8 protein-coding genes are annotated in these 13,312 nt (G+C 72.9%); 5 read left to right on the top strand and 3 right to left on the bottom strand.

The features are described from left to right. Window positions 1–225 precede the first annotated feature (225 nt). On the top strand, window positions 226–936 hold the full coding sequence (locus ACVGV0_RS12265) for a TetR/AcrR family transcriptional regulator (RefSeq protein ID WP_459155797.1): 711 nt from the start codon (window positions 226–228) through the stop codon (window positions 934–936). A 96-nt stretch (window positions 937–1,032) separates the two neighbouring features. Then, entirely contained in the window at window positions 1,033–3,531 is a 2,499-nt protein-coding gene (locus ACVGV0_RS12260) for a PEP/pyruvate-binding domain-containing protein (protein WP_459155796.1), read from the top strand. A 365-nt stretch (window positions 3,532–3,896) separates the two neighbouring features. On the opposite strand, the gene ACVGV0_RS12255 is transcribed toward ACVGV0_RS12260, so the two are convergent. Further along, the gene (locus ACVGV0_RS12255) at window positions 3,897–8,345 is read right to left on the bottom strand and encodes a cation-translocating P-type ATPase (RefSeq protein WP_459155795.1); all 4,449 of its coding nucleotides are present in this window, start codon (window positions 8,343–8,345) and stop codon (window positions 3,897–3,899) included. Window positions 8,346–8,476: 131 nt separating this feature from the next. Beyond that, window positions 8,477–8,992, bottom strand: a complete 516-nt coding sequence (locus tag ACVGV0_RS12250) for a hypothetical protein (RefSeq protein WP_459155794.1) — start codon at window positions 8,990–8,992, stop codon at window positions 8,477–8,479. Between the two features lie 133 nt (window positions 8,993–9,125). Between ACVGV0_RS12250 and ACVGV0_RS12245 the strand changes: the two genes are divergently transcribed. Further along, window positions 9,126–9,932, top strand: a complete 807-nt coding sequence (locus ACVGV0_RS12245; protein ID WP_459155793.1) for an SIR2 family NAD-dependent protein deacylase — start codon at window positions 9,126–9,128, stop codon at window positions 9,930–9,932. Between the two features lie 50 nt (window positions 9,933–9,982). Here ACVGV0_RS12245 and fmdA read toward each other — a convergent pair whose 3' ends face one another. After that, window positions 9,983–11,233, bottom strand: a complete 1,251-nt coding sequence (gene fmdA, locus ACVGV0_RS12240; RefSeq protein ID WP_459155792.1) for a formamidase — start codon at window positions 11,231–11,233, stop codon at window positions 9,983–9,985. 183 nt (window positions 11,234–11,416) lie between these two features. On the opposite strand from fmdA, the gene mobA reads away from it, so the two are divergent. Together mobA and ACVGV0_RS12230 are read left to right on the top strand one after the other, a co-directional pair. Next, window positions 11,417–11,989, top strand: a complete 573-nt coding sequence (gene mobA / locus ACVGV0_RS12235; protein WP_459155791.1) for a molybdenum cofactor guanylyltransferase — start codon at window positions 11,417–11,419, stop codon at window positions 11,987–11,989. 212 nt (window positions 11,990–12,201) lie between these two features. Beyond that, on the top strand, window positions 12,202–13,308 hold the full coding sequence (locus ACVGV0_RS12230) for an AAA family ATPase (RefSeq protein ID WP_459159996.1): 1,107 nt from the start codon (window positions 12,202–12,204) through the stop codon (window positions 13,306–13,308). The last annotated feature ends 4 nt before the right edge of the window (window positions 13,309–13,312 follow it).

Here is a 13,312-nt window from a genome sequence, read left to right as displayed (position 1 = left end):
GTAACAGTACGCGTGTCCTGTATTCGGCCTCAAGGCAGGGTCCGCGAAGCCGCGCGCCCCCTTCCGCCACCGGAAAAACCCGGAGAATTTCGGTCGACTGCGCCCTCGGCCGCCGTGCTGCGCAGTTGCTCGGGAACGTCTTGCCTGCCGGGCGGGGGACTCGTACTGTGACCGCATGACCAAAATTGTTCTTTTGGTCATGCGGTCAGGGATGGGGAGGCTCGGATGGCGGAACGGGTCACCGAACGGGCGGACCGCATCCTGGACGCAGCCGCGGAACTGCTGGCCAGGTGGGGTTATCGCAAGGTGACTGTCGACGAGGTCGCCCGCCGCGCCGGTGTGGGCAAGGGCACCGTGTACCTGCACTGGCGCAGTCGGGACGACCTGCTGTTCGCGGCGCTGCTCCGCGAGGGCGCAGCGACGTTCGACGAGCTGGTGCGGGGCATGCGCGCCGACCCGGCCGAGGTCGCGCTGCACCGCTACGTGCGCACCATCTTCCTGCACGCGATGCGCCGGCCACTGCTCGCCGCGATCTACACCCGCGATGCCGAGGTGCTGGGCCGGCTGGTCGCCACCGAGGGCTCCCGCGAGGTCGTGCACAGCAAGATCGCGCTGTCCACGGAGTACCTCGCCCTGCTCGCCGAGCACGGCCTGCTGCGCGCGGACCTGCCGGTGGAGCGGATCGCCTACGGCATCGGGTCCGCCGTGCTGGGCCACCTGAGCATCGAGCCCATGCTGCCACCGGAATTGGCCCTGCCCGTCGAGACGAAGGCCGACCTGCTCGCGGAGGTGATCCGCAGTTCCTTCGAACCGCCCGGCAATCCGACCGGGCACACGTTCGCCGAAGTGGCACCGAAGATCATCGGCATCGTCGCGCAACTGCGCGACACCTACCGCGAGCACGTCTACCGCGCGACGACGGACGGGGAGGCGTGACCGGCGTGGCCACGCCCACCACCTTCGACGGCCTGCCTCGGACCTCGACGACGAGTGCTCGCCGTTCCGGGGGAAGAGCGAAATGGGAGGCGACGAATGACGACCGCGGAGACCGGCGACGACGCCGTTGTCGATCTGCACGAGGTGCGCCGCGACATGGGCGGCCTCGTCGGGGGCAAGGCCGCGAACCTGGGAGAGATGGCCGCGGCGGGCGAGCGGGTGCCGCCCGGATTCTGCGTCACCACCGCCGCGTACGCCGCCGGGAAGATACCGGCAGAGGCCATCACCTCCGCGTACGAGCGGATGGGCGGTGGGCCGGTGGCCGTGCGCTCCAGCGCCACCGCGGAGGACCTGCCCGGCGCCAGCTTCGCGGGGCAGCAGGACACGTACCTGAACGTCGAGGGGATCGCGGATCTCGTCGATGCGGTCCGCCGTTGCTGGGACTCGCTCGACAACGAACGCGCGGTCGCCTACCGGAGTGCCAACGCCCTCGACCGCGCCGACGTGGGCATGGCCGTCGTCGTCCAGCGCATGGTCGACGCCGACACCGCCGGCGTCCTCTTCACCGCTGATCCGGTCACCGGTACGCGCACCCGCACCGTGGTGGACGCCGTCCGCGGGCTGGGCACCGCCGTCGTGGACGGCTCCGCGGATCCCGACCACTACGCCCTCGACGAGGGCGCCGAGCCGGACGACACCGCGGGCTGCCTCACCGCCGCGCAACTCACCGAGCTACGTGCCGCAGGGCACCGGCTCCGGGGCCTCTTCGACGCGCCCCAGGACGTCGAGTGGGCCCACGATGCCGACGGCCTCTGGCTCCTGCAATCCCGCCCCATCACCACGCTCTTCCCGCTGCCCCCGCAAAACCTGCCGAACCAGCCGCGCCTGTACCTGGAAGTGGGTCACTTGCAGGGCATGCTGCGGCCGTTCACCCCCATGGGCATGACGATGATGCAGCAGGTGTGGAGCCGCTGGTGCGGGGCGGTCGGAATCACCGTCGACCCGCACGACCCCGACAGCCTCATGGTCGACATCGGACGCCACCTCTACGTCGACATCAGCTCCTTCGTCCGCAGCAAGCCGATGCGCCGGAAACTCGCTGATGGGCTGGGGGTGTACGGTCCGCGCGTCCAGGAGGCCGTGACGCGGATGCTGCGCGACCCGCGCTTCGCACCACGCCCCGGCCTGCCGTTCTCCCTCCGCACCGCGCTCTCCCTCGCGGTCTCCCAGCTCCCCGGTGCCCTGGCCGGCATCGGGCTGTCCCTGGCCCGGCCCGCCGCGGGCCGGGCCAAGGCCCTTCGGGCCGCGGAGAGCCTGCGCCACCTGAAGGGGCCCGGAGACGGCGCGACGGCCCGCGAGCGGTTGGACTGGGTCACCGGCAGCGCCTTCGACGCCATGCTCAGCAAGGCGCTCGTGGAGGTGATCGGTCCGGTCTTCGCCGGAATCCTCACCGGCACCGCCCCGGAGTCCCTGCTCAGGGGCATCGCGTCGAAGCAGGAGACCGACATCGTGCTGGGGGGGATGCCGCACAACGTCACCACGGAGATGGACCTGGCCCTGTGGCGGATCGCCGAACGCGCCCGGCCGCACGGCACGCTGTTCACCGACACCTCCCCGGACGAGCTGACCGAGCGCTACCGGCGCGGGGAACTGCCCGACGTCGGCATCGACGCCTTCCTCGACGACTACGGGCACCGCACCGCCGCCGAAGTCGACATCGGCGTCCCGCGCTGGCGGGAGGACCCGACACCGGTGTTCGGGGCCGTCGCCAACTACCTGCGCCTCCAGGACCGCGAGCAGGCGCCGGACCGCCGGTTCGAACGAGCCGCCACAGCGGCGGAGGCCAAGCTCGCGGAGCTCAGCGCGCGAGCCGTGCGCGTCCGCCCGATCCGGGGCCGGATCGCGGCGTTCCTCATGCGCCGGTCGCGGTCGCTGACCGGGATGCGGGAGTACGCGAAGTTCACCTGGCTGATCCCCTACGCGGAGATGCGCCGCCAGCTCGTGCTCGCCGGGGAGGAGCTCGCCGCTGCTGGCGTGCTGGACGCTGCCGAGGACATCATGTTCCTCGAGCTGGACGAGGCTCGTGCGGCCGTCCGCGACCGCGCGGAACGCCGGGAGCTGGTGGCCGAGCGGCGCCGCGTCCACGACCGCGAAGTACGCCGCCGCAGCGTCCCGGGAGCGCTGCTGACCGACGGCACCGACGTCGAGGCGACCATACCCACCGCCGCGCCCGAGGACGGGTTCGGCGGCATGCCGGCCGCTCCGGGGCGAGCCGAAGGTCGGGCCCGGGTCGTCGTCGACCCGGTCGGAGCCCGCGTGGAACCAGGCGAGATCCTCGTCGCTCCCACCACCGACCCCGGCTGGACGCCGTTGTTCATGACGGCGGCCGGACTGGTCAGCGACACCGGCTCGCCGATCGCGCACGGCCCCACGGTCGCCCGCGAGTACGGAATTCCCGCGGTGATCTGCGTCCGCGACGCGACCACCGCTATCCGCACCGGTGATCTCCTGCGCGTCGACGGCGCAGCCGGAACCGTCGCATTCGTCCACGGTCCCGACGCCCAACTCGACACCCCGCGCGACGCCGGGGCCTGAACCCTCGCGCTGCGCGCCGGGGCGAGCGCGTCTCATCGGGGCGAGCCGTCAGGGAACGACACGCCTCCTGGTCGTAGCGACCGGAGAACCGGGTCCGCTCGGTCGTTCAGGCCGCGGCGCGGGTCGCCCGCGAGTAGGCGGTTTTGACCAAGTGGACGATGAGTCCTTCCAGCAGGGCCGTGGCGACACCGGCCAGTACCGTCGTCAGGAAGTTCGGCATGGTGAGCGCTTTCTTCTCCGCGGCTTCCTCGGGAGCGTTTCGCCCCGAGCATGGCGTTGCGAGGTGAGTGCGAGGTGTGTCCCGGGTTGTCAGCAGGTAACGGCCGCAGGAACATGTCCCAGGTCAGCGCCGTAGCCGGCATCGCTCAGCCCGCCGGCGCGGGCTCGATCGCCTCCGTCGCGAAGGTGGGCGTTTCGGACGAATCAGTCATGCCTCGGCGCCCGGCTGCATCACCGCGCTGGAACACCAGCACCGCGGCCGTGCTCAGCATCGCCGCTGCCAACGCGATCAACCACTGGTGCGGCAGCAGCGGGCTGCTGCCGAAGAACTGGCTCAGGCCGGGGATCTGCACGACGCCGTACAGCACCGCGAACGACACGGCTCCGGAAGCCAGCACGAGCGGCGTGCGCCCGCGCACCGCGAGGGTCTGCACGAGCTGGGCCGAGACCAGGGCGGCCAACCCGGTGGTCCGCGCCTGCCCCGGAAGCGACACCGGACGTGCCAGCGCACACGCCAACCCGGCAGCGCTCGCCGTCGCCGCGGCGCGCACGTACACGCTGCGGGTCAACGCCGTCCCGAGCGAAGCGTCCGGCCCCTCCGCCAACAGCTTCTCCGGCGTCGCCCGGGGCGGCGGGCGCACCGCGATCGCGATCGCCGGCAGGACGTCGGTCAGCATGTTGACCACCAGCAGCTGCCGCGCGTTGAGGGCGGCTCCACCGCCGAAGAACCCGGAGCCGACGGTGTAGCCGATCTCGCCCAGGTTGCCGCCGAGCAGTATCGACAGCGCATCGTGCACCGAGGCCCACATGCCGCGACCCTCCACGATGCCCTGCGTGATCGTCTCGATGCGGTCGTCGGAGACGACGAGATCGGCCGATTCGCGCGCTGCCGGGGTGGCGCGCGAGCCGAGCGCGATGCCGACGTGGGCGAGCGTGATCGCCGGCACGTCGTTGGCCCCGTCGCCGGTCATCGCCACGGTGCGGCCCGCGGCGCGCAGCAACCGCACGATGCGGGCCTTCTGCGTGGGGCTCACCCGGGCGAACACCGAGATCTTCGGCAGCTCCGCGGCGAGCTGTTCGTCGTCGAGCTCGTCGAGGGTTCCGCCGTGCAGCACCTCGCGGCTGCCGAGCATGCCGAGATCGGCGGCGATGGCCTCCGCGGTGCTGGGGTGGTCCCCGGTGATCATAACCACGTCCACCCCGGAGCGTTGCAGCCGGCCGACCGCATCGGCCGCCGTCGGTTGGACCGGATCGCTCAGACCGATCAGACCGAGCAGCGCCAGTCCATCCACATCGGAATCCGCGAGGTCGGAGTCCGCCTCGTCCGGAGTGGACTTCTCGGCCACCGCGAGCAGCCGGAACCCGCGCAGTGCCAAGCGTTTGACTTCATCCTCGATCTCGGCCCGGGCTTCCCCGTCGAACGGCCGGTCCCCGTCGGAGCGCCGCCACAGCACGCAACGGTCCAACACGACTTCGGGAGAACCCTTGACGTGCAACGAAACCCCTTCCGGGCCGCGGCTGCGCGTGGCGTGGAAGCTGCGGGACGGCTCGAAGGGCAAGTCGGCGAGCACGTCGTGGTAGTTCGGGTCGACACCCGCCCGCAGCGCGCCGTCCAGCACCGCGCGGTCGGTGGGGTGCGGCAACGGCTCGTCGTCAGCGGGCTGCGGGTTGGCGCGGGAGGCTGTTTCGATCACCCGCCGCTGAGCCGCATCGAGCGCATCCGGATCGGCGCTGCGCCGGCCGTCGGAGACCTGGCCGAGCTGCAGACGTCCCTGCGTGAGCGTGCCCGTTTTGTCGAAGCACAGCACATCCACCCGGCCCAGCGCCTCGATCGTCGCGGGGCTCCGCACGAGCACCCCGCGCTGCGACAACCGCCGCGCCGAGGCGAGTTCCGCCAGCGTCGCCACGAACGGCAGCCCCTCCGGCACGGCGGCCACGGCCAACCCGACCGCGCGCCCCACGGTCTGCCCGAGCGGGATGCCCCGCAGCAGGTCCACCAGGAACAGCACCCCGCCCGCCCCGACCGACACCGGCAGGATCTGCCGGGTCAGCTCGTCCAACCGCGCTTCCACCCCGCCCGAGGCGCTGCCGTCTCCGCTGCTGCCGCCGTTGCCGCTGGTGGTGCGTCCGAGCTCGGTGGCGGTGCCTGTCGCGACGACCACTGCCGCGGCCGTGCCGGTGGCGACCGTCGTGCCCTGGTACACCATGCTGGTGCGATCCCCGAGGGCGCTGGCGGTGGTGGGGCCCGGCGTTTTGACCACCAGATCGGATTCGCCAGTCAGGCTGGATTCGTCGACCTCCAGGAAATCGGCGGTCAGCACCCGGCAGTCGGCGGGCACACCGTCGCCGGAACGCAGTTCGACCACGTCGCCGCGGACGAGTTCGTCGGCGGAGACCGTCGTGACCTCGCCCGCTCGGCGCACGCGCACCGGTAGTCGCTCGGTGTCCAGCAGCTGCGCGAGCTCCCGGTCGGTGGCAGCCCGCTGCACCCCGTCGATCGCGGCACTGATGCCGAGCACTCCCACGATCAGCAGAGCGTCGACCACCGAGCCGAGCCCGGCCGAGACCACCGCCCCCGTGGCCAGCACGGGGGTCATCGGGTTGACCAGCCCTTCCAACGTCGTCGCCAACGCCCCGGAACCGTCCTTCCGGGATTCGGCCGGGCGGGCGCGCTGCAGACGCCGCACCGCTGCCTGATCGAGGCCGTCCACCGAACTGGACAGCATCCCCAGCACGGCCTTGCGCGGCAGCGCGTGCCACGGCGTGTGCTCCCGGGGAGCGGGCGGGGGCCGGTTGCCGGCCTGGAGCCCGGCGAGGGTGCCGGTGGTCAGCGCGAACAACGTGGCCGCCTGCACCGGCATCGCGGCACGCGCCGGCGCGCCGAACGACGGGCCGAGGGCGCTGAACAGGGTGCCGAGGCACGCTCCGCCAACTGACAGCGCGGCGGCCTGCCGACTGGCCGTGCGAGCCCGGGACACCGCCGACAGCAGCGTGTGGGCCTCCGCGCGGTTCGGGCACAGCACGTCGGCACCCCACGGCACCGCGCACTCGACGTCGGTGACGCCGAGCCCGACGTCGGCTGCGGCCAGTGCCGCGCACGCGCGGTGCGACACGACTCCCACCACCCGACCGTCCTGCTGCAACCGGTGCACCGACTCCGCCAGCCGGTCACCGCCGGGCACGACTTCACCGACCGGCAGCCGCTGGCCGAGCCCGCTGCCGGCGTCGGCGAGCACGACCGAACCGGTCTCGTCCGCGGCCTGCACGAGTGCCTCGGCGAGCGGGTCGAGCTCCCGCACGACCACGACGAGCCCGACGGGTTCGGCGTCGCGGTAGAGCAGGAGCAGCTCCGCACCGCGTTCCCGGTGGGCGCGCGCCGCGTCGCGGACGTCGGCCGGCAGCTCCCGGTCGTGCTCATGCGGGGCGACCGACCACCGTCCCTGCGCGCGCCGCTCCCGCGGCGCGTCCGGATCGACCAGCTTGCCGGCGTGCGCGAACAGCCGTCCCGGGTCGAAGCCGGTGTCCAGGGCGAGCACCTCGTCGACGGTGTGGCTGCCGGTCAGCAGCGCGGCCCCGTCGAGCACCACGGTGTCGACCCGGTCGAGACGTCGCATCGCTCGCGGTTCGAGCACGACCCCGCCGCGGGCGCACATCGACGAGGTGAGCTGGCTGACGAACGCCTCGCGGCCGCTCTTGGCCGGGCGCGGCGTCCCGGCGTGCAGCGTTGCCAACGCCCGCCGAGGGTCCCGGCTCGCCGTGAGCACGGTGCCGTAGCCGGCGAGCGCGCAGGTGCCGGAGACGTTCGCGACATGCTCCACGACCCCGTCGGGCACGGCCACCGGGCGAGGCCGGGTCGCCAGCGCTGGCGCCTCGTGCACACCGGGGACTCCTGCGCGGGCCTGTTCCCAGCGGCGCCACGCGCGGTGGCGGGCGGCCGTTTCCCGGGTGGCGGTGAACCGGCCGAGGATGTCGGTGAACGAGGACAGCGGATTCTGCGACAGTCCTTGGGCGACTGCGCCGCCGAGGCCGAGCGCGAACTCGGTGCGCGGGCGGCCGAGCGCACGTTCAGCGCGGGAACGCACCCACGGCACCGCATCGGTCAGCGACACCGCGGCGGCCACCAGCGGGGTCAGCGGACGTACCGGTAGCAGCGGTGCCGCCGCGGAATAGCCAAGCCCCAGCGCGCTCACGCCCAGTGCCCCGACTTCGCGCAGCAGCGCGTCGGCGTTGCCGGGGTGCGCGGCGGTTCCGGGGGCTTGCCCGCGCTCGGCCAAGCCGTGATCGGCTTCGACCCGCGCGACCACCTCGGCCAGGGCACGGCGGTCCGCGCCATTCGGTGCGTGCCGCGTCACCACGCGTCCGAGCACCGCGTTCACCTCGACCTCGCGCACGCCGTCGATGTCGGACAGGCGTGCGCGCAGGTCCTCACCGGCTTGCTCGGCACCGGGCTGGTGCAGACCGCGCACCTCGAGATGGGTCCGATCGGCGTCCTCGTGGCTGCGCCGGGTGACGGGTGCGCCGCCGAGCGCGCGCACGGCGTCGACGACGTCGCTGGCGACGTTCGCCACGCGCGACAGCAGCGTGTCCAACGACATGGATCCTTCCGCGTGCGGCGTTGGGCGAGGCGCGCGATCGACGCGACGAGATGCCCGGGTGGTTTCGACGCCCCGGAGCACGGGCGCGGCCGAAGCGCGCCGACCGCGCCGGTGGAGGATTCAGCGGTCTGTCAGGTCTGCTGGCCGCGGTCGCTGCTCACGACAGCCGTGCCGAGTCCGATGGCGAGCGCCACCGGCCATTCGATGAGGCTCAGCGCGGTGCCGGCGGCGAGGCCGCCGTAGAACAAGGCGTGTTTGGTCGACGGCAGCTGTGCACGGACCGTTTCGGCCGCGGACGTGACGTCCTGCCGACCGGGCAGGCGCATGTCGGGCCGATGGAACTCGGCGGTGACGAACGGCAGATGCACCGTCGCACCGTGCGCGGTGCTGTCGTCCGGCGCGTCGGCGACGGCGGTCGTCTGCGCTCCCGCGCTCCGGGTGGTGGAACCGGAGCGCTGTCCCTGCGTGCTCGCGCGGGAGCTGCCGCCACGGGACGTGGAACGTCCTCCGGAACTGCTTTCCTTGGCCATGAGGTCCTCCCGAACGGAGATTCCGTAACCGGAACGCTGTTCAAATGTAGGACGAATTCCTGGTGAACGGAAAGTTCGCTGGTCGCAGATGTCGCTATTTTCCCCGGATTCGGTCAATCGCGCAGCAGCGGCGGTGTGCGCCGCTGATCGTCAGCGGGTGGCCGTTGGGGAGCGGGCCCGTGGCATGGTGGCCGTGCGAGCGCACCGCGCCACAGGCGCGGTGCACCCCATCGATCCGCGGAGGGCTACCGTGCGCAGCGAACCGACCCCGGAGGGGGACGACCCGCAGTGGCAGCGGGCCCGCGAGGTGTTCGCCGGGGCGCGGCGCGTGACCGCGCTGACCGGAGCGGGCCTGTCCACCGCCTCCGGCATCCCCGACTTCCGCGGCCCCAACGGGGTGTGGACGAAGAACCCGGCGGCGCAGCGGCTCACCGACATCGACAGCTACGTCGCCGACCCGGAAGTGCGCAAGCAGGCGTGGCTCGCCCGCGCGGAGAACCCCGCGTGGCAGGCCGAACCGAACGCCGCGCACCGCGCGTTCGTCGACCTCGACCGCGCGGGGCGCCTGCAGGCGGTGCTGACGCAGAACATCGACGAGCTGCACCAGCGCGCCGGGCTCTCCCGCGACCGCGTGCTGGAGCTGCACGGCACCATGTTCCGCGTGACCTGCCTCGACTGCGGCGGCACCGGGCGCATGCGGGACGCGCTGCGCCGCGTCGAGGACGGCGAGGAGGACCCGGCCTGCCTCGACTGCGGCGGCATCCTCAAGTCCGCGACGATCTCCTTCGGCCAGGCGCTGGACCAGGAGGTCATCCGGCGCGCCGAGCAGGCCGCGGTCGACTGCGACGTGTTCCTCGCCGCGGGCACCTCGCTGACGGTGCACCCGGCGGCGGGGTTCGCGCAGCTTGCCTCCTACGCCGGGGCCGAGCTGGTCATCTGCAACGCCGAACCGACGCCGTACGACGACCTCGCCGCGGCAGTGCTGAGCGAACCGCTCGTCGAGGTCCTGCCGGCGCTGGCCGCGGCCGCCCCGACCCCCGGCTCCGGGGAGCGCTGAGCTGCGGTCCGGGTGCCTCGGACAGCTCAGCGCTCCCCGTGGCGGGCAGCTCAGCCGGCCACGGCGCACTGCCCGCGGTCGACCGGCACCGGCCCGTCACCGCCCGGCCGGATGTCGAAGTCGAAGATCTCCGTCGGCAGGTACAGCGAGCAGCAGGCGTTGGGGATGTCCACGATCCCGCTGACGCGGCCCTCGATCGGCGCGGCGCACAGGATCAGGTACGCCTGCTCGCCGGTGTAGCCGAACTGCTCGAGGTACTCGATCGCCTGCAGGCACGCCCGCCGGTAGGCGATCGTGGCGTCCATGTAGTGCTGATCCCCGGACTCGTCGACGGAGATGCCGACGAACGAGACGAACTCGCTGTACTGCGGCTGCTGCCGGCCCGGCTGGAAGATCGGTGTCGAGGCCCGGTACCGCTCCATCCCGCCCTTGACGAGGTCCACGCCGAGGTCGACGTAGCCGCCCATCTCCACCGCGCCGCAGAAGCTGATCTCCCCGTCGCCCTGGGCGAAGTGCAGATCCCCGATGGAGAACAGCGCGCCGGGCACGTAGACCGGGTAGTACACCCGCGAGCCGATGCCCAGGTTCTTGATGTCCACGTTGCCGCCGTGCTCGCGCGGCGGCACGGTCCGCGCGCCCTCCTGCGCGGCCCGGTCGCGCGCCGCGCCGGTGAGCGAGCCGAGCAGGGCGTGCGGTTCGTGCGGCGGCAGGGCCAGCGGCGGCACCCGGTCCGGGGCGGTGTCGATGAGCGCCCGCTCCCGCCGGTTCCACGTGGCCAGCAGCTCGTGCGACGGGGCGCAACCGGCCAGCCCCGGGTGCACGTTCGAGTCGATGCGCACTCCGGGCAGGTGCCGCGAGGTGGCGAAGCGGCCGTGGAAGTCCCACACCGCCTTGCCCGCGCGGGGGAAGTGCTCGGTGAGGAACCCGCCGCCGTTGGACCGGTCGAAGATGCCGGTGTAGCCCCAGCCCTGACCGGGCTCGGAGCCCGGGCCGCGGTCGATGGTGTGCGCCGGGCCGACGTCGAGGTAGTCGACCACGAGCAGGTCGCCCGGCTCGGCTCCGGTCACGGCGATCGGGCCGCTGAGCATGTGGTTGTGGTCGAGCACCACGTCGCGCACGTCGTCGGCCGAGTCGGTGTTGCGGATCTGGCCGTCGGTCCAGTCCTTGCACTCGATGCGGAACTCCTCGCCCGGGCGCACCTCCGCCACGGGCGGGATGTCCGGGTGCCAGCGGTTGTGCCCCGGCACCTCGTGCTCGTGCATCGAGGTGTCCTGGTCGACGTGGAAGACGGTCTTCGGCATGCTCGCTTCTCCTCGAGTTCGTCGTTGATCTGCCGAGAACTTCGGCGGCGGGGTTCTTCGTGGACCGGTCTTCGTGTTACCCCGCGGTGAGGGCCCGCGCACGACGGCGCCGCCGGCGGACCGGCGCGCCGATCATCGCTCCCGACCGGTCTCCGGCGGTGGTGAGCTGGGAACATGGCGGGCATGGACGGGCAGTCGGGGATGGCCGCGATCGTGCTGGCGGGTGGGCAGGCGCGCCGGTTCGGCGGTGCCGACAAGCTCGGGCAGTCCGTGTCCGGCCGGGCCCTGCTGGACCGCGTGCTCGCGGCCGCGGCCGAGGCGGAGCCGCGCGTGGTCGTCGGGCCGCCACGCGCGACCCGGCTGCCGGTGCGCTGGACCCGCGAGGAACCGCCCGGCGGGGGACCGGTGGCGGCGATCGGCGCGGGGCTGCGGCTCGTTCCCGGTTCGGCGGTGCTGGTCGCGGTGCTCGCCGGGGACCACGCGCACCTGCGTCCGCGCACTCTCGCGCGCCTGCGCGCGGCGGTGGAGCGGCGGCCGGACGCGGCCGGCGCGGTGCTGGCCGACCCGGACGGGCGGGCGCAGTGGTTGCTGGGGGTGTGGCGCGGCCGGCGGCTGCGCGCGGCCGTGCCGGAGGAGGGGGCCGGACGGTCGGTGCGGTCGGTGCTGGGGGAGCTGGATCCGCTGCTCGTGCCGGCCGCGGGCCGCGAGGCCTCCGACGTGGACACGCCGGAGGACCTGCGGCGGTCCCGGCGGTGAGGGCGGTGCTTCGGCGGAGCGGGGGCTGCTGCCGTTCCGCTGCTGCGGCGTGTCGGGGAGCGGATGGGCGCCCATGAGGTTAATTAGTTTTGTTGTTTCAGTGTTGAATGAAATCAAACCCCGCGTGAAAGGCCGCGGCAGCCGTGCCACGATCACAGCAGCGGTCACACGACCGAGGCCCGCTCATCGGACAGCAGGGAGGCGTGCGGAAGGTGACGCAGGAGGACACGGGAGGTCGTGACGACGCCGCCCACCGGGAAGGGGAGGCGCCCGCGCCGCCCGCCGCGGACGCGCGGGCGCTGGAACGCGCCGTCTTCGAGGTCAAGAGGGTGATCGTCGGCCAGGACCGGCTCGTCGAACGCGTGCTGGTGGGGCTGCTCGCGCAGGGGCACATCCTGCTGGAAGGCGTGCCGGGTGTGGCCAAGACCCTCGCGGTGGAGACCTTCGCCCGCGTGGTCGGCGGCTCGTTCGCCCGCTTGCAGTTCACCCCGGACCTCGTGCCCTCGGACATCCTCGGCACGCGGATCTACCGGCAGGGCAGCGAGCGCTTCGACGTGGAGCTCGGCCCGGTGGTGGCCAACTTCGTCCTCGCCGACGAGATCAACCGCGCACCCGCCAAGGTGCAGTCGGCGCTGCTGGAGGTCATGGCCGAGCACCACGTCTCCATCGGCGGCGAGAGCTTCTCCATGCCCACTCCGTTCCTCGTGCTGGCCACGCAGAACCCCATCGAGAACGAGGGCGTGTACCCGCTCCCGGAAGCCCAGCGCGACCGGTTCCTGTTCAAGCTCCCCGTGGAGTACCCGACCGCGGAGGAGGAGCGGGAGATCATCTACCGCATGGGCGTGCAGCCGCCGGAACCGGCGGCGCTGCTGACCCCGGAGGAGCTCGTCCGGCTGCAGCAGACCGCCTCCCGCGTGTTCGTCCACCACGCCCTCGTCGACTACGTCGTGCGGCTCGTCGCGGCCACGCGCACGCCGAACGAGCACGGCCTGTCCGACATCGCCGGCTGGGTCTCCTACGGCGCCTCGCCGCGGGCGAGCCTCGGCACCGTCGCCGCGGCGCGCGCCCTGGCGCTGGTGCGGGGGCGCGACTACGTGCTGCCGCAGGACGTCGTCGACGTCGTCGGGGACGTCTTCCGGCACCGGCTCGTGCTCTCCTACGATGCGCTGGCCGACGGCATCTCCCCGGAGCACGTCGTCAACCGGGTGCTGCAGACCGTGCCGCTGCCGCAGGTCGCCGCCCGGCCGCAGGCCCCGGCGGCGCAGCCCGGCCCACCGCCCGCAGCGGGGCAGGCGCCGTTCGTCGGCCCCGCCCAGTAGCACC

The sequence above is a fragment of the Salinifilum ghardaiensis genome (assembly GCF_054491345.1).
Note: the sequence above shows the minus strand (reverse complement) of the source record. Positions and strands in the feature narration are given on the sequence as shown.

What these genes read in the sequence shown, in the direction of transcription:
- fmdA (WP_459155792.1), bottom strand. Translation starts at nt 11,233, where the DNA reads ATGCCGAAGACCGTCTTCCACGTCGACCAGGACACCTCGATGCACGAG.
- ACVGV0_RS12265 (WP_459155797.1), top strand. Translation starts at nt 226, where the DNA reads ATGGCGGAACGGGTCACCGAACGGGCGGACCGCATCCTGGACGCAGCC.
- mobA (WP_459155791.1), top strand. Translation starts at nt 11,417, where the DNA reads ATGGACGGGCAGTCGGGGATGGCCGCGATCGTGCTGGCGGGTGGGCAG.
- ACVGV0_RS12255 (WP_459155795.1), bottom strand. Translation starts at nt 8,345, where the DNA reads ATGTCGTTGGACACGCTGCTGTCGCGCGTGGCGAACGTCGCCAGCGAC.
- ACVGV0_RS12260 (WP_459155796.1), top strand. Translation starts at nt 1,033, where the DNA reads ATGACGACCGCGGAGACCGGCGACGACGCCGTTGTCGATCTGCACGAG.